The sequence below is a fragment of the Lachnospiraceae bacterium JLR.KK002 genome (genome assembly GCA_036941025.1).
Classification (GTDB): Bacteria; Bacillota; Clostridia; order Lachnospirales; family Lachnospiraceae; genus Petralouisia.
In genome coordinates this window covers 3092404-3115612 of sequence record JAYMNP010000001.1, presented here as the reverse complement: position 1 = coordinate 3115612, position 23209 = coordinate 3092404, and the positions used below count along the sequence as shown (strand labels likewise).

The 23209-nt window shown below is 45.7% G+C and carries 15 protein-coding genes and 1 pseudogene; 13 read left to right on the top strand and 3 right to left on the bottom strand.

The annotated features are described in order from the left end of the window. Positions 1–150 precede the first annotated feature (150 nt). The 6 genes from VSQ32_15125 (at position 151) to rpoC (ending at position 12105) form a co-directional block, all read left to right on the top strand. On the top strand, positions 151–1461 hold the full coding sequence (locus VSQ32_15125; protein MEH2944156.1) for a hypothetical protein: 1311 nt from the start codon (positions 151–153) through the stop codon (positions 1459–1461). Then, entirely contained in the window at positions 1448–2407 is a 960-nt protein-coding gene (locus VSQ32_15120; protein MEH2944155.1) for a tetratricopeptide repeat protein, read from the top strand. The genes VSQ32_15125 and VSQ32_15120 overlap by 14 nt, the downstream gene beginning before the upstream one ends. 93 nt (positions 2408–2500) lie before the next feature. Beyond that, complete coding sequence (locus VSQ32_15115; GenBank protein ID MEH2944154.1) at positions 2501–3064, top strand: sigma-70 family RNA polymerase sigma factor; 564 nt, start codon at positions 2501–2503, stop codon at positions 3062–3064. Then, positions 3054–4220, top strand: coding sequence for a DUF4179 domain-containing protein (locus VSQ32_15110; protein MEH2944153.1), 1167 nt, complete (start codon positions 3054–3056; stop codon positions 4218–4220). Before VSQ32_15115 ends, VSQ32_15110 begins: the two co-directional genes overlap by 11 nt. Before the next feature lie 284 nt (positions 4221–4504). Then, a complete protein-coding gene (locus VSQ32_15105) occupies positions 4505–8371 on the top strand; it encodes a DNA-directed RNA polymerase subunit beta (GenBank protein MEH2944152.1) in 3867 nt (1288 codons plus the stop codon). Between the two features lie 38 nt (positions 8372–8409). Further along, positions 8410–12105, top strand: coding sequence for a DNA-directed RNA polymerase subunit beta' (gene rpoC / locus VSQ32_15100; protein ID MEH2944151.1), 3696 nt, complete (start codon positions 8410–8412; stop codon positions 12103–12105). A gap of 133 nt (positions 12106–12238) precedes the next feature. Here rpoC and VSQ32_15095 read toward each other — a convergent pair whose 3' ends face one another. Beyond that, on the bottom strand, positions 12239–13066 hold the full coding sequence (locus VSQ32_15095) for a hypothetical protein (protein MEH2944150.1): 828 nt from the start codon (positions 13064–13066) through the stop codon (positions 12239–12241). On the opposite strand from VSQ32_15095, the gene VSQ32_15090 reads away from it, so the two are divergent. The 7 genes and pseudogenes from VSQ32_15090 to VSQ32_15060 all read left to right on the top strand — a co-directional run bounded on the left by VSQ32_15090 (position 13065) and on the right by VSQ32_15060 (position 19176). Next, positions 13065–13544, top strand: a complete 480-nt coding sequence (locus VSQ32_15090; protein MEH2944149.1) for a hypothetical protein — start codon at positions 13065–13067, stop codon at positions 13542–13544. The two genes, VSQ32_15095 and VSQ32_15090, sit on opposite strands and share 2 nt — an antisense overlap. 156 nt (positions 13545–13700) lie before the next feature. Then, positions 13701–14123 carry a 30S ribosomal protein S12 gene (gene rpsL, locus VSQ32_15085; GenBank protein ID MEH2944148.1) on the top strand — a complete coding sequence of 141 codons (423 nt, stop codon included), beginning with the start codon at positions 13701–13703 and terminating at the stop codon, positions 14121–14123. Positions 14124–14328: 205 nt separating this feature from the next. Continuing rightward, positions 14329–14799: a 30S ribosomal protein S7 gene (gene rpsG, locus VSQ32_15080; protein ID MEH2944147.1), complete on the top strand. Its 471-nt coding sequence runs from the start codon at positions 14329–14331 to the stop codon at positions 14797–14799. 21 nt (positions 14800–14820) lie between these two features. Next, positions 14821–16935 (top strand): elongation factor G, encoded by a 2115-nt coding sequence (gene fusA / locus VSQ32_15075; protein ID MEH2944146.1) that lies wholly within the window; start codon positions 14821–14823, stop codon positions 16933–16935. A 216-nt stretch (positions 16936–17151) separates the two neighbouring features. Beyond that, entirely contained in the window at positions 17152–18339 is a 1188-nt protein-coding gene (gene tuf, locus VSQ32_15070; protein MEH2944145.1) for an elongation factor Tu, read from the top strand. Between the two features lie 313 nt (positions 18340–18652). Continuing rightward, positions 18653–18844, top strand: a pseudogene (locus tag VSQ32_15065) (hypothetical protein). 113 nt (positions 18845–18957) lie between these two features. Further along, positions 18958–19176, top strand: coding sequence for a PC4/YdbC family ssDNA-binding protein (locus VSQ32_15060; GenBank protein ID MEH2944144.1), 219 nt, complete (start codon positions 18958–18960; stop codon positions 19174–19176). Between the two features lie 393 nt (positions 19177–19569). On the opposite strand, the gene gdhA is transcribed toward VSQ32_15060, so the two are convergent. Beyond that, on the bottom strand, positions 19570–20901 hold the full coding sequence (gdhA, locus tag VSQ32_15055; protein MEH2944143.1) for an NADP-specific glutamate dehydrogenase: 1332 nt from the start codon (positions 20899–20901) through the stop codon (positions 19570–19572). Positions 20902–21100: 199 nt separating this feature from the next. After that, positions 21101–23191, bottom strand: a complete 2091-nt coding sequence (locus VSQ32_15050) for a TaqI-like C-terminal specificity domain-containing protein (protein ID MEH2944142.1) — start codon at positions 23189–23191, stop codon at positions 21101–21103. Positions 23192–23209 lie beyond the last annotated feature (18 nt).

The window sequence follows — 23209 nt, the reverse complement described above, 5'->3', positions numbered from 1 at the left end:
GGCGCCACAAAGCACCCAAGTCCCTCATGAATGAGGGATTTAGGGAGTTGATGCGGACTTGTCCGCTTTGTTCTGTATATAAAACTTTTGCTAATAAGCAGAACATGAGATATAATAATAAAAAATCACTCGAAGGGAAGGAGTTCTCAAATGAAGTATGCAAACCGGATATCTGAAATTATAAATGCATTTTCACCGGAGCCTTTAAGAGCGGAGCAGATGGAGCAGTTTTACTGCAGTGACACGATGGAGTACCGTATGAGTGACAAATACAGTTCACCCATGGAAGATATTTTTGACAGTTGCCTGGAAGGAACGGGCGGGAATGCTTTTTTGCTTCTGGGCCATAAAGGATGCGGAAAGAGTACGGAACTGAATCGGCTGTCTGAAAAATTTGAAGCAAAAGGTTATCGGGTAAAAACCATTGTATGCAGTATGGATTTGGATTTATTTAACCTTGTATATTCAGATCTTTTTATTTTAATGGGAGAAGCATTGCTGGAAATTGCAGAAGAATCTCAGTGCAGGATTGGCAGAAAACTTCTGAATGATATTACACATTTCTGGAGTGAGGGAATGGAAACTGTCATATCCCAGGAAATGGAAGAATCTTCTGTCCAGGCAGGAATATCGGCAGAAACGCCCGGTGTTTTAGCTCTTTTAAAACTGTTTGCAAAAATGAAAGCAGATTTAAAATTTAATGAAGAACTGAGAAAAGAATACAGAAGGAAAATAAGTGTACGTTCCAGTGAATGGATAAAAATGCTTGGCCAGGTGGCGGCAAAGATTTCGGAAAAAACAGAGGGGAGGAAACCGGTTATTATTTTTGAGGATTTGGATAAACTGAATCCGGAAGATGCCTGGAGGGTATTTTATAATTATGCGGCAGTCCTTTCCGGAATGGACTTTCCGGTAATTTATACATTCCCTGTAGCCCTTTCTTACGATGGGAAGTTTTCTGCGATGGAAAGTTATTTTATAACCAAAACCCTGCCCATGATTAAAATCGAATCAATAGACGGAAGGCCTTTTCAGGAAGGGATTGAAGTTGTAAAAGAAATCGTGAGCAAACGTGCCAGTCAGGAACTGTTTGAGCCGGGAGTACTGGAACTGCTGATTCAATATACCGGAGGTTCTCTGCGGGATCTTTTTTATGGGATTAATACATCTGCCAAAAGAGCAGAGCGGAGAAACGATTCTGTTGTTTCTGTGGAGGATGCACAAAGAGCACTGGAGGAATTGAAGACTTCTCTGACAAGACGTATTGAAAAGAAAGATTATCCGTTTCTGCTGGATATTTATCGGGGCAATAAAGAAATGATCAGTGATAAGGAAATGCTGCTTAAGATGCTGCAGGCTTCCGTAGTGCTGGAATATAATGGAAGACGCTGGCATAATGTCCATCCGCTGATTGGAAAATTTTTAGAAGAACAGGGGCTGACAGAAAATGAAGGAGCATAATCAGGAAGAATACAGGACACTGGACTGGATTATGGCTCAATCAGAGAAAGGCATTTATCTGGTTGTGGCCGAAGAAGCAGTTCAGGAAGAAATTGTAGATTGCTATAAGGGCAGAAAAACAGGTATTTATGATTATAAAATAAATCCTGGTGCATATTCCTTTCAGATTTTGCAGAAGCAAATTACTGGTATGCCGGAAATGTCAACCTTTCTGATTGCCAATTTTCAGCTGGCAGTGCAAAGTCAGGAAGACCTGGAACGCCTGAATTTCAGCAGAGATATGCTGGCGGGGCTTGAAAAAAATCTGATTTTTCTGATTACGCCTTATGGAGATCATATGCTGGCATCGGGGGCATATGATTTTTATTCTTTTGTGAAATTGCGTGTGATATTTCAGGAATGCGCGGCAGGGGAGGAAACGAGGCATTTATTTTTGAAGCTGAGCGAAACAGGTTCAGGGGAAGAAATTTCACATATGGAAAGAATACAGGAGCCGGAAAGTGCCAGGAGGAAGGTGCGGGAAGGATATACCTTGCTGGAGCTTGCAAAAGAAGAAACAGAACATGAAAATTATCAGGCGTCTATAAGATGGCTGTGGTATGGAATAAAAATTCTGGAAAAGCAGCTGGGTGCGGATTATCCGGAACTGGCCAGACCATATGGTTTACTGGCGGATGCTTATCAGAAAGCAAGTTGCTTGCAGGAAGCAGAGAACTGTTATACAAAAGCTATTTCCATAAGGAAAATGACAGAAGAGAATCATCCGGATACAGCAGCTTTTTATCAGGGACTTGCCGGTCTGTATGAAACACAGGGGAAGTATCAGGAAGCGGAAAATCTGTATCAGAAAGCGCTGGCCATATATCAGGATGCCGGTCTTCCGGATGCTCAGGCAGTTTCCGAACGCCTTGAAAATCTGAACAGAAAGCGGGGAATAAAAAAATAAAAGAATTCTGATAGATTTCCGTATTGCCATCCGTAATAATAAGTGTAAGACAAAACAAGCCGGCGCGCAGGTTTGGAAAAGAGGATAATTTTTATGAAGATTGGAGAAAAGAATTATATTCAGCAATTACAATTGCACAATGAAAAAGCACTCATGTATGTAATCGATGAATATGGCGGGCTTATCATGGCAATTATCCGCAAACATCTTTTCAGCCAGCCGGAAAAGCAGGAAGAATGCTTTGACGATGTGCTCCTGAAAATCTGGCAGAACATTTCTGAGTTTGATGAACGTAAAAATTCATTCAAAAACTGGGCGGCGGCCATTGCAAGATACCGGTCCATTGATTACCTTCGCCAGTATCAGCGGGAACTGGTGACGGTGGATATTGAAGATACCGCCATTGCCCAGGAGGACAGTATGCTGGCCGGAATACTGGAAAAAGAAATATCTGAGGAAATGGAACGGATACTGGGATGTCTGAAACCTCTGGACCGGGAATTATTTTTGAAATTATATGTGGAAGAAAAGACCATGGAGCAGGTAAGTGAAGAAACGGGAATGAAAAAAGAAGTAATTTACAACCGTTTATCCAGAGGAAAAAACAGAATCCGCAGGCATTACAGGGCAGAAAGGGGTGTCTCGTATGGCAAATAATATTTATGGATTACTGAATGAAGTGGAAACTGATTTTAGTGAATATGAAGAAACAGAATTATCCTCCAAAGAAAAAGAAAGACATAAACAGAGAATTTTGATGGAGGTAAAAAGAATGGAAAAAAGAAATCATAAAAAAGGAAAAACCTGGAAAGCGGCAGCAGGAACAGCGGCTGCCTGCGTAATCGGCATAGGAGCGCTCGGTCTGGCAAATCCGGTTCAGGCACAGGAATTATTCAGCAGCGTGTTTGGAAAGCTCATTGAGGCTTCTCAGGGGGAGAAATACGAAGAGGAGGACACCGAGAGATATAAGACCATCGGAGAAAATGCGGTTGCAGTTCAGGAAGAAGTAGACAAACGTCAGGAAGAAAGCTATGTGCTGACTGCTGAACATGAAGGGGTTACCATTTCAGTATCCGACGTGTACTGTGATGGCTATGTCCTTTATTACACTACCACCCTGAAAACCGACCGTGAAGATTTAAACAGCGCAGACGGAATTGTCGTTGAGAAAAAGACCGGGGAACCTTACGATATCAAAGTCAACGGTGAAGAACTCTCAGAGGTCATGCGGCCCTTTGAAAAATCGCCGGACGGAACCTTTGTGGCTGCTCAGCAGATAGACCTGATGGCTCCCTGTGATATCAGCGCTCATCCAATTGAACTGACACAGGATGATGAGGGGACACTGGTGGTAGACTGTACGGTACGTCAGCTTGACGGATATCTCTGGGATGCCTGGGACGAAAACGGTGAATATAAGACTACCGGAACTGCAGCCGGGGAATGGAGCCTCCGGTTCCCGGTAACGGTAGATACTTCCCAAAACGAAGCCTTTGATATTAATAAAGAAGAAAACGGCATTCTGGTAAAACGCGGTATTAAAACAAAAGCAGGCCTTATAGTAGAAGTGGAACTTCCGGATTTCAGGCAGGAGCCTTATAATGACCCCCACAATGACCCGGAAATAGGAATTAAGGACAGTCAGGGGAAGTATATCCAGTGGCTGAATCAGAAATCAGACCTCCGGGAGGACGGTACCTGCACCAGCCAGATTATGGTGCTTTACAACGGACAGAAGGATTTGTCATTTAACGTAACTACCAGGGATGAAGACCAGATTCAGATTGCAGATATCGAATTCCAGGTACCGTAACACAGGCGGTTCCCGATGAATTACAGATAAATACCGGAACATGAAAAACCCTTTCCGCGGATATGCGGAAAGGGTTTTTCAAAATAATCCTTGACATAAAATCGGCGGTTGTGCTATCATATAGGGTGCACTATTGTGATAAAGTGTGCTTATTATAATTAATCATAGAGAAACAACAGGAAGCGTATTTTAGAAACGAAATATTCGGCGGTGAAAACCGCTGAATTACTGTTGGTTGTTGCACGGAACTGTTAATAAATTAGAAAACGAGAGGTGAACCGTCAATGGAGAAAAACAGAATACGTCCGATTAAAGCAGGAAAAAGCGTTCGTATGAGTTACTCGCGACAAAAGGAAGTATTGGAAATGCCGAACCTGATCGAGGTTCAGAAGAATTCTTACAACTGGTTTATCAATGAAGGGTTGAAAGAAGTATTTGCTGATATCTCTCCCATCGCAGATTACAGCGGGCAGTTAAGTCTGGAATTCGTTGATTTTACATTATGTGAAAAAGATGTGAAATATTCCATCGAAGAATGTAAGGAACGGGATGCAACTTACGCCGCACCCTTAAAGGTAAGAGTAAGATTTTACAACAAAGAGGCAGTTGAAGAAGTCAAAGATTATGAAATCTTCATGGGCGATTTACCACTTATGACAGAAACAGGAACGTTCGTAATCAACGGAGCGGAGCGAGTAATCGTCAGCCAGCTGGTACGTTCTCCTGGCATATATTATGGAATTGCACACGATAAAGTGGGTAAGACATTATATTCCTGCACTGTAATCCCCAATCGTGGTGCGTGGCTGGAATACGAGACAGATTCCAATGATGTTTTCTATGTACGTGTTGACAGAACCAGAAAGGTTCCGGTTACCGTATTGATTCGTGCACTGGGAATTGGAACCAATCAGGAAATTATAGATTTGTTTGGGGAAGAACCCAAGATTATCGCCAGCTTTGGAAAAGATGTTGCCACCAATTATCAGGAAGGCCTGCTGGAATTATACAAGAAAATCCGTCCGGGCGAGCCTCTTACCGTGGAAAGCGCGGAGAGCCTGATTAATGCAATGTTTTTTGACCCAAGACGTTATGACCTTGCAAAAGTAGGAAGATATAAATTTAATAAAAAACTGTCTCTCAGGAACCGCATACACGGACAGGTTCTGGCAGAAGACGTGGTAGATGTGTCCACCGGAGAGATTATTGCGGAGCAGGGAGCCACCGTCACCAGAGAACTGGCAGATGATATCCAGAACGCTGCGGTTCCCTACGTGTGGATTCAGGGAGAAGAACGCAATATCAAGGTGCTGTCCAACCTGATGGTAGACGTGACCAGGTATGTGGATATAGACAGAGAAGAAGCCAGAAAACTGGGCATTACAGAGCTTGTGTACTATCCGGTTCTGGAAACCATTCTGGAAGAAAATGAGACGCTGGAAGATATCAAAAATGCTCTGCACCGGGATGCGGCAGACCTGATTCCCAAACACATCACCAGAGAAGACATTCTGGCGTCCATCAATTATAATATGCACCTGGAATACGGACTTGGAAATGACGACGATATCGACCACCTGGGCAATCGTCGAATTCGTGCCGTGGGAGAATTGCTGCAGAACCAGTACCGTATCGGACTTTCCCGCATGGAACGTGTGGTGCGGGAACGTATGACAACCCAGGATCTGGAGGGAATCTCGCCCCAGAGCCTGATTAATATCAAACCGGTGACGGCTGCGGTAAAAGAATTCTTTGGTTCTTCCCAGTTATCCCAGTTTATGGACCAGAACAATCCTCTGGGCGAACTGACCCACAAAAGGCGTCTGTCCGCACTGGGGCCCGGAGGTCTGTCCAGAGACCGTGCCGGATTCGAGGTCCGCGACGTGCATTATTCCCATTACGGAAGGATGTGCCCCATTGAGACCCCTGAAGGACCCAATATCGGTCTGATTAACTCCCTTGCAACTTATGCGAGAATCAACGATTACGGGTTTGTGGAAGCGCCCTATCGTAAAATAGATAAATCCGATCCCAAAAATCCGCGGGTTACGGACGAAGTTGTCTATATGACAGCAGACGAAGAGGACAATTACCATGTGGCCCAGGCTAACGAAGCGCTGGACAAAGACGGACATTTTGTGAGAAATTCCGTGTCCGGACGTTACCGGGAAGAGACACAGGAGTATGAAAAAACCATGTTTGATTACATGGACGTTTCCCCAAAAATGGTATTTTCCGTGGCAACCGCACTGATTCCTTTCCTGGAAAATGATGATGCCAACCGTGCGCTGATGGGATCCAACATGCAGCGTCAGGCGGTTCCCCTTCTGACCACAGAAGCCCCGGCGGTAGGAACCGGAATGGAGACAAAAGCGGCTGTGGACTCCGGAGTCTGCGTGGTTGCGAAGCATTCCGGCGTGGTGGAACGCTCTGTTTCCAATGAGATTACCATCCGCACCGAAGAAGGCAGGCGGGAAGTATATAAACTGACCAAATTTTCCCGAAGCAACCAGTCCAACTGCTACAACCAGAGGCCCATTGTATTTAAAGGCGACAGAGTAGAAGCAGGGCAGGTAATTGCAGACGGTCCCTCCACTTCCAACGGAGAGCTGGCACTGGGAAAAAATCCTCTGATTGGATTTATGACCTGGGAGGGTTATAATTACGAAGATGCGGTTTTATTAAGTGAACGACTGGTGCAGGAAGATGTTTATACTTCCGTGCACATTGAAGAATATGAGGCGGAAGCCCGCGATACCAAACTGGGACCGGAAGAAATTACCAGAGACGTGCCCGGTGTGGGTGACGACGCACTGAAAGATCTGGATGAACGAGGGATTATCCGTATTGGGGCGGAAGTCCGTGCCGGAGATATTCTGGTGGGCAAAGTAACTCCCAAGGGAGAGACAGAGCTGACAGCAGAAGAACGTCTTCTGCGGGCAATTTTCGGTGAAAAGGCGAGGGAGGTCAGAGACACATCCCTGAAAGTGCCCCATGGAGAATACGGTATCGTGGTAGACGCCAAAGTATTTACCAGAGAAAACGGAGATGAATTATCCCCTGGCGTAAATCAGGCAGTCCGCATTTACATTGCTCAGAAACGTAAGATTTCCGTGGGCGACAAGATGGCGGGACGTCATGGAAACAAGGGTGTGGTTTCCCGTGTACTTCCGGTGGAAGATATGCCTTTCCTGCCCAATGGCCGGCCTCTTGATATTGTACTGAATCCTCTGGGCGTGCCTTCCCGTATGAATATCGGGCAGGTGTTGGAAATCCATTTAAGCCTTGCGGCAAAAGCCCTTGGATTTAATATTGCGACTCCGGTATTTGACGGAGCAAGAGAAGATGACATTATGGATACCCTGGACCTGGCAAATGATTATGTCAATCTGTCCTGGGAAGATTTTGAGACAAAGTATAAAACAGAACTCCTGCCGGAAGTTATGGAATATCTCTATGAAAACCGGGGACATCGGGAAGTGTGGAAGGGCGTGCCCCTTTCCCGTGACGGAAAAGTAAGGCTCCGTGACGGAAGAACGGGAGAATATTTCGACAGCCCCGTAACCATCGGGCACATGCATTATCTGAAACTCCACCATCTGGTAGACGACAAGATTCATGCCCGTTCCACCGGACCATATTCACTGGTAACTCAGCAGCCGCTGGGAGGAAAAGCCCAGTTCGGAGGACAGCGTTTCGGTGAGATGGAGGTATGGGCTCTGGAGGCATACGGCGCATCCTATACCCTGCAGGAAATCCTTACGGTAAAATCTGATGACGTAATCGGACGTGTGAAAACTTACGAAGCGATAATCAAGGGTGATAATATTCCCGAACCGGGAATTCCGGAATCCTTTAAGGTACTTTTGAAAGAGCTGCAGTCTCTGGGCCTGGATGTAAAAGTTCTGGACGAAAACAGAGAAGAAGTGGAGCTGATGGAAACCAGCGAGTACGGCAATACGGATTTGAATTCCATTATCACAGGAGACCGCAACTTTGCCTTTGAAGAGGAAGAATCCTTCGGAGCCATGGGCTTCAGCAAGCAGGAATTCAGCGAAGACGAAGAACTGGTGGATATCGAAGAAGAGGAAGAAGAAGCGTTGGAACTGGAGGACGATTTCGCTGACTTTGACAGTGTTCTGGATGATTAGTCAAATATCCTGCAGAAATGAGGAAGGGAGAATCACATATGCCGGAAACAATGAATAAAGAAAAATACCAGCCAATTACCTTTGACGCCATCAAGATTGGACTGGCATCACCTGAAAAAATAAGAGAATGGTCCCGCGGAGAAGTAAAAAAACCCGAAACCATTAACTATAGAACCCTGAAACCGGAAAAGGACGGACTGTTCTGCGAAAAGATTTTCGGACCCAGCAAGGACTGGGAATGCCACTGCGGAAAGTATAAGAAAATCCGTTATAAAGGCGTAGTCTGCGACCGTTGCGGTGTGGAAATTACCAAGGCAAGCGTCCGCAGGGAACGCATGGGGCATATCGAGCTGGCAGCTCCCGTTTCCCATATCTGGTATTTTAAGGGAATCCCCAGCAGAATGGGACTGATTCTGGATTTATCACCCAGGACTCTGGAAAAGGTGCTGTATTTTGCCTCCTATATTGTACTGGACAAAGGCACCAGTGATTTGCAGTACAAACAGGTATTGTCGGAAGCAGAATATCAGGAAGCAAGAGAAAAATACGGCAGTGATTTCCGGGTAGGCATGGGTGCGGAGTCCATCAAAGAACTGCTGGAAGCCATTGACCTGGAAAAAGATGCGGTGGAGTTAAAGACAGCTTTAAAAGACGCCACGGGCCAGAAACGTGCCAGAATTATCAAACGTCTGGAGGTTGTGGAGGCTTTCCGGGGATCAGGAAACCGGCCGGAGTGGATGATTATGGATGTGATTCCTGTGATTCCGCCGGATTTACGCCCCATGGTACAGCTGGATGGAGGAAGATTTGCAACCTCCGACTTAAACGATCTGTACCGCCGGATTATCAACCGGAACAACCGTCTGCGCAGGCTGCTGGAGCTGGGCGCACCGGATATTATTGTGAGAAATGAAAAACGTATGCTGCAGGAAGCAGTAGACGCTTTAATTGATAACGGCAGGAGAGGACGTCCGGTAACCGGGCCCGGAAACCGTGCGCTGAAATCCCTGTCCGATATGTTAAAAGGAAAATCCGGACGGTTCCGTCAGAACCTGCTGGGTAAACGTGTGGATTATTCCGGACGTTCCGTTATCGTGGTGGGACCGGAACTGAAAATTTACCAGTGCGGCCTGCCGAAAGAAATGGCCATTGAGCTGTTCAAGCCTTTTGTTATGAAAGAGCTGGTATGCAACGGAACGGCCCATAACATTAAGAGCGCAAAAAAAATGGTGGAGCGTCTTCAGTCAGAGGTATGGGACGTTCTGGAAGAAGTAATCAAAGAACATCCGGTTATGCTGAACCGTGCACCTACTCTTCACAGACTGGGAATTCAGGCATTTGAGCCCATACTGGTAGAAGGTAAGGCTATTAAGCTCCATCCTCTGGTATGTACGGCATTTAACGCGGATTTCGACGGAGACCAGATGGCTGTGCATCTTCCATTGTCTGTGGAAGCTCAGTCAGAGTGCAGATTTTTGCTGCTGTCTCCCAATAACCTGCTGAAACCCTCCGACGGAGGCCCGGTAGCAGTGCCTTCCCAGGATATGGTCCTTGGTATTTACTACCTGACACAGGAACGGCCGGGGGCACTGGGAGAAGGAAAATTCTTCAAAAACGTAAATGAAGCGATTCTGGCCTATGAAAACGAGGCTCTGACCCTTCATTCCAGAATAAAAGTGCGCATTACCAGAACTATGCCGGGAGGCGAGGAAATAAACGGAAATGTGGAGTCCACCCTGGGCCGCTTTATTTTCAATGAAATACTTCCTCAGGATCTGGGATTTGTGGACAGAAGCAATCCGGAGGACGTTCTGAAACTGGAAATTGATTTCCATGTGGGGAAAAAGGGTCTGAAACAGATTCTGGAAAAAGTAATCAATATCCACGGTGCTACCAGAACAGCGGAAGTGCTGGACGATATCAAAGCCATGGGTTATAAATATTCCACCAGAGCGGCCATGACGGTTTCCATTTCCGACATGACGGTGCCGGAGAAAAAACCTGCCCTGATTAAGAATGCTCAGGATACGGTGGATAAGATTACCAGGAACTACAAGCGCGGTCTGATTACGGAAGAAGAGCGTTACAAAGAAGTTGTGGAAACCTGGAAAGAAACAGACGACATCCTGACGAAAGAGCTGCTGGATGGTCTGGATAAATACAATAACATTTATATGATGGCAGATTCCGGAGCCCGTGGTTCTGACAAACAGATTAAACAGCTTGCAGGTATGCGAGGCCTGATGGCTGATACCACAGGACGGACCATTGAGCTGCCCATCAAATCAAACTTCCGTGAAGGACTGGACGTACTGGAATATTTCATGTCCGCCCATGGAGCACGGAAAGGACTTTCCGATACTGCGCTTCGTACCGCAGACTCCGGTTATCTGACCAGACGTCTGGTGGACGTATCGCAGGAGCTGATTATCCGTGATATTGACTGCTGCGAAGGAAAAGAAGCGCCTGGAATGTATGTAAAGGCCTTTATGGACGGAAAAGAAGAAATTGAAAGTCTTCAGGAGCGTATTACCGGGCGGTTTGCCTGTGAAGATATCTGCGATGCAGAAGGAAACGTACTGGTCAGGGCCAATCATATGATTACCCCGAAACGTGCCGCCCTTGTGATGAGCAAAGGAGTGGATGACAAAGGGGAGCCTCTGGACAGAGTAAAAATCCGTACGGTGCTGACCTGCCGTTCCCATAACGGTATCTGTGCAAAATGCTACGGCGCCAATATGGCTACCGGTCAGGCAGTACAGGTGGGAGAATCCGTGGGCATTATTGCGGCCCAGTCCATCGGTGAGCCGGGAACACAGCTTACCATGCGTACCTTCCATACCGGCGGCGTTGCCGGCAACGACATCACACAGGGTCTTCCCCGTGTGGAGGAGCTTTTTGAGGCCCGCAAACCGAAAGGACTTGCAATTATCACCGAATTTGCAGGAGTTGCCACCATCAAGGATACCAAGAAAAAACGTGAAATTATCGTAACTAACGATGAAACGGGAGAAACCAAGGCATACCTGATTCCCTATGGTTCCAGAATCAAGATCATGGACGGGGCAGTGCTGGAAGCCGGAGATGAGCTGACGGAAGGAAGCGTAAATCCCCATGATATTTTGAAAATCAAGGGCGTTCGGGCAGTACAGGATTATATGATTCAGGAAGTGCAGCGTGTATACCGTCTGCAGGGTGTGGAAATCAACGATAAGCATATTGAGGTGATTGTACGCCAGATGCTGAAAAAAATCCGCATTGAAAACAACGGAGATTCTGAATTCCTCCCTGGAACCCTGGTGGATATACTGGAATATGAGGACACCAATGAGAGTCTGGAAGAAGAAGGACTGGAGCCGGCAGAAGGCAAACAGGTGATGCTGGGAATTACCAAGGCCTCACTTGCCACCAATTCTTTCCTGTCCGCAGCATCCTTCCAGGAGACCACAAAAGTATTGACTGAGGCAGCCATCAAGGGTAAGGTTGACCCGCTGATCGGACTGAAAGAAAACGTAATTATCGGTAAGCTGATTCCTGCCGGAACCGGTATGAAACGTTACCGCGACATCCGCCTTTCCACCGATGTAAATGACATGGACAGTATTTACTTTGACGAAGAAATGCTGGATTTCAGTTACGTGCCGGAAGAAGAGGAACCGGAGGAGGAAGATTTCGGGGAAGATTTTGAGGAGCTGGACGAAACAGAAGAAGCAGAAGTGCTGGAAACAGAATAACATAAGATAAAGGCAGAGGCCGCTCTTTCCATAGCAGCAGAAAGGGCGGCCTTTTTGAAATGAACCTGGGCAATTCAGGTTATTCCGGGAAACATAAAAGTTACCATACATAATTCAGAAGTCTGCGAATGTCTTAAACGGGGAAGCAGGCATTGACAACAAATGTCATAATAAATATTGCAAATGCCGGCGGGTCAACGTGCGAATCAGATCCGCTGTTCAGAAAATGACCTTCAAAGTCGGCAAGCAGAGAAGCAATTGTGCCAAATACCACGCTCATCAGCAATGACAGCCAGAGATTTCCTGAGGACGCATAGCATTGTACCACAGTTGCAGCGGCAATGATTACAATATGGTGGCAGCCGAAGAAAGGCTGTCCGATTTCTGCAAAAATCAGGCCAATTGCTGCAAGTCCGAAAATCAGGGTGGGATACGCTCCTCCAAATCCTTCTGCCGGTACACCGGAATGAATAGCGCCGGTATAAATTCCGCCTGTAACCAGACTGTAACCAATGGCAATAATCAGCGTGTTTGCCAGAGGTTTTCCTTTACTGAATACTTCTGTTCCCGTTCTCAGTTTTCCGCCGAAGACCAGACGGACCAGGATTGCAGAACAGAACACAGTAATTCCGGGTGCATCGGTAATCAGGCGGTTGGAAATGGTTCCTGCAAAAAGATTTGCAACGACAAGTTCTTTAAAAAGGAAACCAATTACGCCGAAAATACCGCCCACAAGGAGAACAGATGGCTCGTTGCATCCGCCCAGTGCAGTGGCGATATCCGCTCCGTTTTCCGTAATGCCTTTTTTTCGGGCAAAAGCAGAAGCAGCTACGCCTCCGGCAAATGCAATATGCGGGCCGAAAAACGGGCCGAAAGCAACATAGTTCAGCAGAATGTTGGATGCGTCTCCCGCACCGCACATGGCTGCCACAGACCCCGCTACGGGGAATACGCCGGTCATGATAAAGGCCGGTAAAGCTCCGATGGAAGCTGCAAAAACTCCGCTGTATGGCGTAATGGCCCGCTGTCATCCTCTGGCCGAAAAAGAATCCATTCATCTGTCTGATCTGGAAAATCAGGAGCTGTTGCTGTTAGACCTGTATAATGAATTTAACAGAAAAATTTTAGAACTGGCTGACAGAGAAAAAATTTCTTATATTATGCGGGGAGTCGTAGAAATGAACAGCTTTCTTCCCCTTATTTTTTCAGGACCGGCCATTGGATTTACAGACAGAGAGATTTATCGCTATTATGATTTTCATGAGGAAATATCTCTTCTGCCACTGGTACTGGAAGATGGGGAGCAGCTTTATGTGGAATCCCACCTGGTTACGCTGAAAGGGATTGCTCCGGACTGGGAAACGCAGCATTATATTGACTATGAGAAAGAAAAATGGGGCGATGTGTTTCCAATGGATAGCGCAGAGAAAACATTTTAACATAGAGGATTTCCGGAACTGTTGCGGAGAAGGATGAATAGAAATGGAAAATCCGGGAAAAATTAGAAAAAGTCCTTGACATGGCGATTTTATCCTTATATAATGATTTAGCGTGCATATTGATATGCACTTATAATTTTACAGGAGGTGAAAAGAATGCCAACATTTAACCAGTTAGTAAGAAAAGGAAGACAGACATCTACAAAGAAATCTACCGCACCGGCTTTACAGAAAGGATACAACTCCTTAAAGAAACGCCCAACGGATACTTCTGCACCCCAGAAGAGAGGTGTTTGTACCGCAGTGAAAACTGCAACTCCTAAGAAACCTAACTCTGCTCTTCGTAAAATCGCCAGAGTCCGTCTTTCCAACGGAATTGAAGTGACAAGCTATATTCCGGGTGAAGGCCATAACCTGCAGGAGCACAGCGTTGTTCTGATCAGGGGCGGAAGAGTAAAAGACTTGCCAGGTACCAGATATCACATTATCCGTGGAACTCTGGATACCGCAGGCGTTGCAAACAGACGCCAGGCACGTTCCAAATATGGTGCAAAGAGACCAAAAGATGCCAAAAAATAATCTGAAATAACCTGAAATTTATGGCAGACAATAGTATCACAATGGTTAGTGTTGGAAACCGCGAGAGCGTACATTCTTTTTGACGCATAGAAACAGACGGAAAGCAGCAGGCTTTCCGCACAGACAGATTTCCGCACGAACACAGAACAGTGAGTACCGTTGAATTAATCGAGAAAATCAGAAAATGATTAAGGAGGGAAGCGACGTGCCACGTAAAGGACATACTCAGAAGAGAGACGTATTAGCAGATCCACTGTACAATAATAAAGTGGTTACTAAACTTATCAACAACATTATGCTGGATGGTAAGAAGGGCGTAGCTCAGAAAATTGTATATGGAGCATTTAACAGAGTTGCAGAAAAAACCGACAAGCCGGCAATCGAAGTATTCGAAGAGGCTATGAACAATATTATGCCGGTACTGGAAGTAAAAGCAAGACGTATCGGCGGTGCAACATATCAGGTGCCGATTGAGGTAAGACCTGACAGACGCCAGGCCCTGGCGCTCCGCTGGCTGACTCTTTTCTCACGCAAGAGAGGCGAGAAGACCATGGAAGAAAGGCTGGCAAATGAGATTATGGATGCGGCAAATAATACGGGTGCATCTGTAAAGAGAAAAGAAGATATGCACAAAATGGCAGAGGCAAACAAAGCATTTGCGCATTATCGTTTTTAACATTTTTAGGAGGAAAAAACCTTGGCTGGAAGAGAATATCCATTAGAGAGAACCAGAAATATCGGTATTATGGCTCATATTGACGCTGGTAAAACTACCACGACAGAGCGTATTCTTTACTATACCGGTGTTAATTATAAGATTGGTGATACTCATGAAGGTACTGCCACCATGGACTGGATGGAGCAGGAGCAGGAAAGAGGTATTACCATTACTTCAGCCGCTACAACATGTCACTGGACGTTACAGGAAAACTGTAAGCCGAAAGAAGGTGCATTGGAGCATCGTATCAATATTATTGATACTCCGGGACACGTTGACTTTACGGTTGAAGTGGAACGTTCACTCCGTGTACTGGATGGCGCCGTAGGCGTTTTCTGTGCAAAAGGCGGGGTAGAACCTCAGTCTGAAAACGTATGGCGCCAGGCCGATACCTATAACGTACCGAGAATGGCATTTATCAATAAGATGGACATTCTGGGAGCTGATTTCTACGGAGCAGTGGAACAGATTAAAACGCGTCTGGGTAAGAATGCAATCTGCATTCAGCTGCCCATCGGTAAGGAAGATTCTTTTAAGGGAATCGTTGACCTGTTTGAAATGAAAGCCTATATCTATAATGATGATAAAGGCGATGATATTTCAGTTATAGATATTCCGGATGATATGAAGGAAGACGCAGAACTGTACCGTACGGAACTGGTGGAAAAAGTATGTGAGCTGGATGACGACCTGATGATGGAGTACCTGGAAGGGGAAGAACCATCAGTGGAAGCCATGAAAGCTGCTTTAAGAAAAGGAACCTGCGAATGTACGGCTATTCCGGTATGCTGCGGTACTGCTTACAGGAATAAGGGCGTTCAGAAGCTGCTGGACGCAGTAATTGAGTATATGCCCTCTCCGGTAGATATCCCTGCAATTAAGGGAACAGACATGGAAGGCAATGAAGTAGAGAGACATTCTTCAGACGAAGAACCATTCTCAGCGCTGGCATTTAAGATTATGACAGACCCGTTCGTAGGAAAGCTGGCATTCTTCCGTGTGTATTCCGGTACCATGAATTCCGGTTCCTATGTACTGAATGCAACAAAAGATAAAAAAGAGCGTGTGGGACGTATCCTTCAGATGCATGCAAATAAGCGGGCGGAACTTGATAAAGTTTACTCCGGTGATATTGCGGCAGCAGTAGGATTCAAATTTACCGCTACAGGAGATACCATCTGCGATGAGCAGCACCCGGTAATTCTGGAGTCCATGGAGTTCCCGGAACCGGTTATTGAGCTGGCAATCGAGCCCAAGACAAAAGCAGGACAGGGCAAGATGGGCGAGGCTCTTGCCAAACTTGCAGAGGAAGACCCCACCTTCCGCGCACACACCAATGCAGAGACAGGACAGACCATTATCGCAGGTATGGGCGAGCTCCATCTGGAGATTATCGTTGACCGTCTGCTCCGCGAATTCAAGGTAGAGGCAAATGTAGGTGCGCCTCAGGTTGCTTACAAAGAGACATTTACCAAACCAATCGATCAGGAATACAAATATGCAAAACAGTCCGGCGGACGCGGACAGTATGGCCACTGTAAAGTCAGATTTGAGCCAATGGACGCCAACGGAGAAGAACTGTTCAAATTTGATTCCGAAGTTGTGGGCGGCGCTATTCCGAAAGAATATATCCCTGCAGTAGGGGAAGGTATTGAGGAAGCTACCAAAGCCGGTATTCTGGCAGGATTCCCGGTTGTAGGCGTTCATGCTACCGTATACGACGGTTCCTACCATGAAGTGGACTCTTCTGAAATGGCATTCCATATTGCCGGTTCCATGGCATTTAAAGAGGCCATGAAGAAAGCAACACCGGTACTGCTGGAGCCTATTATGAAAGTGGAAGTAACCATGCCGGAAGAATACATGGGCGACGTAATCGGAGATATCAACTCCCGCCGCGGACGTATCGAAGGTATGGACGACCTGGGCGGCGGCAAGATTGTGCGCGCATTTGTGCCTCTTGCTGAAATGTTCGGATATTCCACAGATTTACGTTCCAGAACACAGGGACGCGGAAACTATTCCATGTTCTTTGAAAAATACGAACAGGTACCGAAGAGTGTTCAGGAAAAAGTAATCACCGCAAAAGACTGATGTTTATTCGCGCGAGGTTTTTGATTCCCTTGCCGGAAGTTACTGGAACACCCGCAGGGTGTGAACAGTAACACAATTTGCCGGCAGTGACATGGAAAGTCATAGAAAACACTTGAAAATCCGGTGATTATCGAATATAATCATAAATAGCTGATTAGAATTCTGTATTCAATTAAGAAAGCCCAGGAGGGCAGAAATTAAGGAGGACGTTATAAAATGGCTAAAGCTAAATTTGAGAGAACAAAACCGCATTGTAATATCGGAACCATTGGTCACGTTGACCATGGTAAAACAACTTTAACAGCGGCTATCACAAAAGTTTTATCTGAAAGAGTTGCAGGAAACGAAGCTACCGATTTTGAAAACATCGACAAAGCTCCGGAAGAAAGAGAAAGAGGTATCACCATCTCTACCGCACACGTTGAGTATGAAACAGAAAACAGACATTACGCACACGTTGACTGCCCAGGCCATGCTGACTACGTAAAGAACATGATTACCGGTGCTGCTCAGATGGACGGTGCTATCCTTGTAGTAGCTGCTACTGACGGTGTTATGGCTCAGACCAAAGAGCACATCCTTCTGTCCCGTCAGGTAGGCGTACCTTACATCGTTGTATTCATGAACAAATGTGACATGGTTGACGACGAAGAGCTGCTGGAACTGGTAGAAATGGAAATTACTGAGATTCTGGAAGAATATGAATTCACAGACTGCCCGATTATCAAAGGTTCCGCTCTGAAAGCTCTGGAAGATCCAAGCGGAGAATGGGGCGACAAAGTTATGGAACTGATGGCAGCAGTTGACGAGCATATTCCGGATCCTCAGCGTGCAACAGATCAGCCGTTCCTGATGCCTATCGAGGATATCTTCACCATTACAGGTCGTGGAACCGTTGCTACCGGTAGAGTAGAGCGTGGTGTTCTCCATGTAAATGAAGAAGTTGAAATCGTTGGTATCAAAGAAGAGACCAAGAAAACCGTTGTAACCGGTATCGAAATGTTCCGTAAACTGTTAGACGAGGCTCAGGCTGGTGATAACATCGGCGCACTGCTTCGTGGTATTCAGAGAACTGAAATCGAAAGAGGACAGGTTCTTGCAAAACCCGGCACAGTAACATGCCATACCAAATTTACCGCTCAGGTTTACGTTCTGACAAAAGATGAAGGTGGACGTCATACTCCGTTCTTCAACAACTACAGACCTCAGTTCTATTTCAGAACAACTGACGTAACAGGCGTTTGCAACCTGCCGGAAGGTACAGAAATGTGTATGCCTGGCGATAACGTAGAGATGAGCATTGAGCTGATTCATCCGATCGCTATGGAGCAGGGTCTTACATTCGCTATCCGCGAAGGCGGACGTACCGTAGGTTCCGGACGTGTGGCTTCTATCGTTGAATAATCAGTAAAAAGTCAGACTTTACAGGGCTTTCCGAGAAATCGGAAAGCCCTTTTTGAAACTTTGCAGCAGAAAAAAGTGGAAAGCGGTGCCAGGAAATAAAAATTGTAGTACAGACTATTTTGGAAAGTAAAAAACACCCATACACATATGCGCATGAGTGTTTTTCAGCCATAATCAATATAGCTATCTCTATTTTAGTATATTACCACATTTACAAATTTATGACAAGAGTTTGTAGTAAATTTTTGAAAATAATGTGTTATAAAGTATCGAATTTATGGTATTCAATTTTTGATTTGGGTAAAGCAATTGTATAAAAGAAAACAATAATACAATCCGTAGTCTGACCGGAGAATACAGGAAGATAGAGCCGGATTGCCGGGAGGGAGTGCGGCTGCAGTTGGAGCGCATGAAAGAACTTTGTAGAGAGCGCAATAGTTTGTATGAGAAGCAGAATGATTTGAAAGGGCAGAAATGGAAGATTGAGAAATCGCCGGAGCGATAAAAGGTACGGAGTATGGTGATTGCTGTGCCTTATGCTTTTGTGGTAAAAGGAGCATGAACGTGGTATAATCGAAGTTATAATCTGATGCCGTATGGAAAAGAGGTTGTTTATATTTGAAAAACTATGTTATTTACAGGCATATAGGTGATTTGTCTAAATCAAATAATGGTTGGGTAAAAGAATTAAATTTCATTTCGTGGAATAACAGAGAGCCGGTTTATGATATAAGAATATGGAATCAGGACCATACAAGATATGGTAAGGGAATTATGATTACGCCGAAGCAAATGCTTATATTAAAAGGACTGTTAAGAGAGATTGATATATTTTAATAATATGGACAGCAACTTTTCAGAGGTGACTGAGATGGGGAAGGTTAGACTCACGATTACTGACAGCAGTTGCCGAGGCGGCTATTTCATAAAAGGTCAGGAATAGCGGAAATACTGATTTTCTCAAAGCGAGTTAATTACAGAAATATTTTTCAGAATGATTATGAAAGACATGGCTTTGTACTTACAGGGGAAAAACAGCCCGGAGGAAGGTACGCAGGAGTATATACTCCGAATGGAGTGTTAGCATTCTGCCGGACAGGAAAAAGGTTCTTCCGTGATGAAATAAAATCCCGGAAGAACCTTTCGATTTCAGTTTACAGAAAAGATGTCATACGCTTATTGTTTTTTATGAGTATTCTGATATTATTTCCCGGCATACGCCTGGAATGATTATACACCCTGAGCAATCATGGCTTCCGCCACTTTTTCAAATCCGGCGATATTTGCGCCTGCCACATAGTCGCCTTCTTTGCCGTAACGTTTTGCAGCGTCATCCAGGTTATGGAAAATATTTACCATGATACTCTGAAGTTTGCTGTCCACCTCTTCAAAGGTCCAGCTCAGGCGTTCGGAGTTCTGGCTCATTTCCAGTGCGGAGGTAGCTACGCCACCTGCGTTTGCAGCTTTTCCGGGTGCAAATAATACCTTATTCTGCTGCAGATATTCGGTTGCTTCCAGTGTGGTGGGCATGTTTGCGCCTTCAGCAACTGCAATACATCCGTTTGCTACCAGTGTTTTGGCGTCGTCTAACAGCAGTTCGTTCTGGGTTGCGCAGGGAAGCGCCACGTCGCATTTTACACTCCATACGCCTCTGCCCTCATGATATTCTGCACTGGGTCTTGCTGCCGCATATTCGGTGAGACGCGCGCGTTTTACTTCTTTTACCTCTTTCAGAAGTGCCACGTCAATACCTTCGGGATCATAAACCCATCCGGTGGAGTCGCTGACGGTTACCACTTTTGCCCCTAACTGATGTGCTTTCTGAGTTGCATAGATTGCCACATTTCCGGAACCGGATACGCAGACAATTTTGCCTTTCATATCGTGTCCGTTGCATTTGAGCATTTCTTCAGTCAGATACAGCAGGCCGTATCCGGTAGCTTCGGTACGTGCCAGAGAACCGCCGTAGGAAAGACCTTTGCCTGTAAGTACGCCTTCGTAAGTGCCGCGGATTTTCTTGAACTGGCCGAACATATAGCCGATTTCTCTGGCGCCTGTTCCGATATCTCCTGCAGGAACGTCGGTATCTGCGCCAATATATTTGCAGAGCTCTGTCATAAAGCTCTGGCAGAATGCCATAACTTCACGGTCGGATTTTCCTTTGGGGTCGAAATCAGAACCGCCCTTGCCGCCGCCGATGGGAAGGCCCGTCAGGGAGTTTTTGAAAATCTGCTCAAATCCCAGGAATTTGATAATTCCAAGATTTACGGAAGGATGAAGCCTTAAGCCGCCCTTGTAAGGTCCAATGCTGTTGTTGAACTGTACACGGTAGCCGGTGTTTACCTGTACCTGGCCTTTATCATCCACCCAGGGCACACGGAATTTGAACTGTCTGTCCGGTTCGGTCAGACGTTCCAGGAGGGCTTCTCTGCGGTATGTTTCTTCATTTGCTTCAATCACCGGGCGCAGAGAGTTCAGAACTTCCTTTGCTGCCTGATGAAATTCAGGTTCTGCCGGGTTTTTTGCAATTACGCGTTCTAATACTTCATCAACATAGCTCATATTATTTTCTCCTTTATTGTTAGAATTATCATCAACAGATATATTTTAGTATTATTTTTCTGATTTTGCAATCTTTTTCTTTTATTCTTTACAGTTTTATCGCAACAGAGTGCAGATGCGGACAAAAGCATTCAAAGAAATATTTGAATTCATAATAAAAAAAACTTTTTATTATGGTAAAATCACAGAATATCCGGAATTAACTGAATATTTCTTCGGAGGAAACCTGGATTATCCGGTATTCTCCTTCCGTCAGCCCATAAGCCAGGGCGATGCTCCGGTCTGCTTCTTCATAATATTTCATCCATCTTTGGGAATCTGTTTCCTGCATTAACTTTTCGGCCAGGGAAATCATGTGCTGCTGTTCCTGCTCCGGAATGCGGGGAATGGGAATCTGTTCCAGGCTGGCCCGCAATACCTTCAGTGAACGGAATTTGTTCTCGTAAATAAACTGGGCAGTTCTGGAATTTAAAACAGCCAGAATATAACGGATGTCCAGATGAGGAATCTGCGGAATTAAAATATTGCAGCTGTTTAAAGACAGTCTCTGTCCATTGTCATAGGCAAATACGAGCTGACTGCCGATAAAGCGGTACAGCAGCTTTTCTTTTGCCCGGTAGCAGGCTTCAGGGGCGCACTGCTGGAAGTTTTCCGGCTGCCAGGAGAGATATCTGTTCCGGGGAGTAATCTTATATTTTTGAATATCGGCGCCTTTGAGTACGACTTCGTTATGGGTGGTTTTCCTGTGCCCAAGCAGGGCGGAATTATTGCCTGTGACGATTCCCAGGGCAAATTCTGCCTGGCCTTTCAGGAATGTCATGTGGCGCTGCCGTTCTGTTTTTTCGATTAACAGACAGGCCTCATCTGTTATATGAAAATTAAAATTTTCAGGATTTACTTTGCGGCTGAGGCGTATTTCAAATTCCTGATTTGGGCCGGAAATCTTCATGCTTTTTGTATCCAGGGGCAGTCCGGTATTTGTTATCTGTAAAATAGAGGCCGGGCACTGTACCTTGTGGAAAACATTTCCCAGATATTCCAGACGGTCTATATGAGTCTGCGCTGCAATCAGCCTGCGGACAGGCAGATGGGATTTTACATGAAGCACTGCTTCCGGGATTACGAATGCAACGGTACCATTCGGGACAGTCCGGTTCAATGCCTGTTCCAGGAAAACATCACAGGATTCCGTGTGTTTTTTTACGGCAGTCCGGAAATTCTTTTTTAAAAATGTTTCAGTAGTCTCATCAAACTGAAAGCCCCAGGGAGGATTTCCAAGAATCAGATGGTACCGGCGGGAATCTTCATCCAGAAGAAAGTCCTGCAGGCGGATTTGTGCCCGGATTCCGGAAACAGGGGTATGCGGAAATTTCAGGGCCATGTTGATTCGGGCGATGAAAATGCTGACGGCGTCAATATCAAATCCGAAAATCTGTTCCGGCGCAATACTGTCCGGAAGCTGCAGCAGGAAGTTTCCGGTGCCGCAGCAGGGGTCCAGAATGAGAAAAGATTTTTCCTGAGGGAGTTCTGACAGCAGGTTTTCTATTAATTTTTTCACAATATGAACAGGGGTGTAGTAGGAGCCTGCTGCTTTCCGTTCTCCCAGATTTTTCAGGGAAATATAAATCATACCCAGTATGTCTGCTTTTTTTTCCGGCAGAACGGTAAAGGGAATCTCCCTGAGAATGTCTGCCGGAGGGAATGCAGATAAATGTCCGGAGTTTTGCCGGGGGGACAATAAACCGGAGGCCGGTTCTGTGCCTGTTAAGAGCTCGTGAACCAGCACCTGGTACTCGCCCAGGGGCAGCGTTCCTCTGAGAAAAGGAAACAGAAGGGGTTCCGTAACTTCCGGTTTCCGGTTTTCGGCGGGGCACAGAAGCTGCAGAGCACATTCTGCCAGGATTGCCCGGATTTGACTGTTTGTCAGGGAAAAGCCTGACAGTTGTTCCAGTATGTGTTCGACAGAAGGCAGATTGGGGGAGTCTGCCGGAAGATAATTTCGATACATGCTGCTTCCGGTGATATATTTCTTATTTCTCCTGGATTTCAGAGTGTTTCTGTGTTTCTCTTTCAGTTGTGTCAGCAGTGCTTCGGTATATGTGACGGAAAAATACGGTTTTCCTTTCCGCTCTGCGGTGGGAGAAATTTTTCCCAGTCTGAGCCAGTTCCGTCCGGTAGCCTGAGAAATGGAAAGAATACTGCAAAGTTCAGACAGGGAATATTCTTTTTCATCAGATGATTTCATGGTTATTCTCCGGTAATCACAGGTGTCTGCAATAATTGTGTTCATATTTAAAAGAGTTTCTGG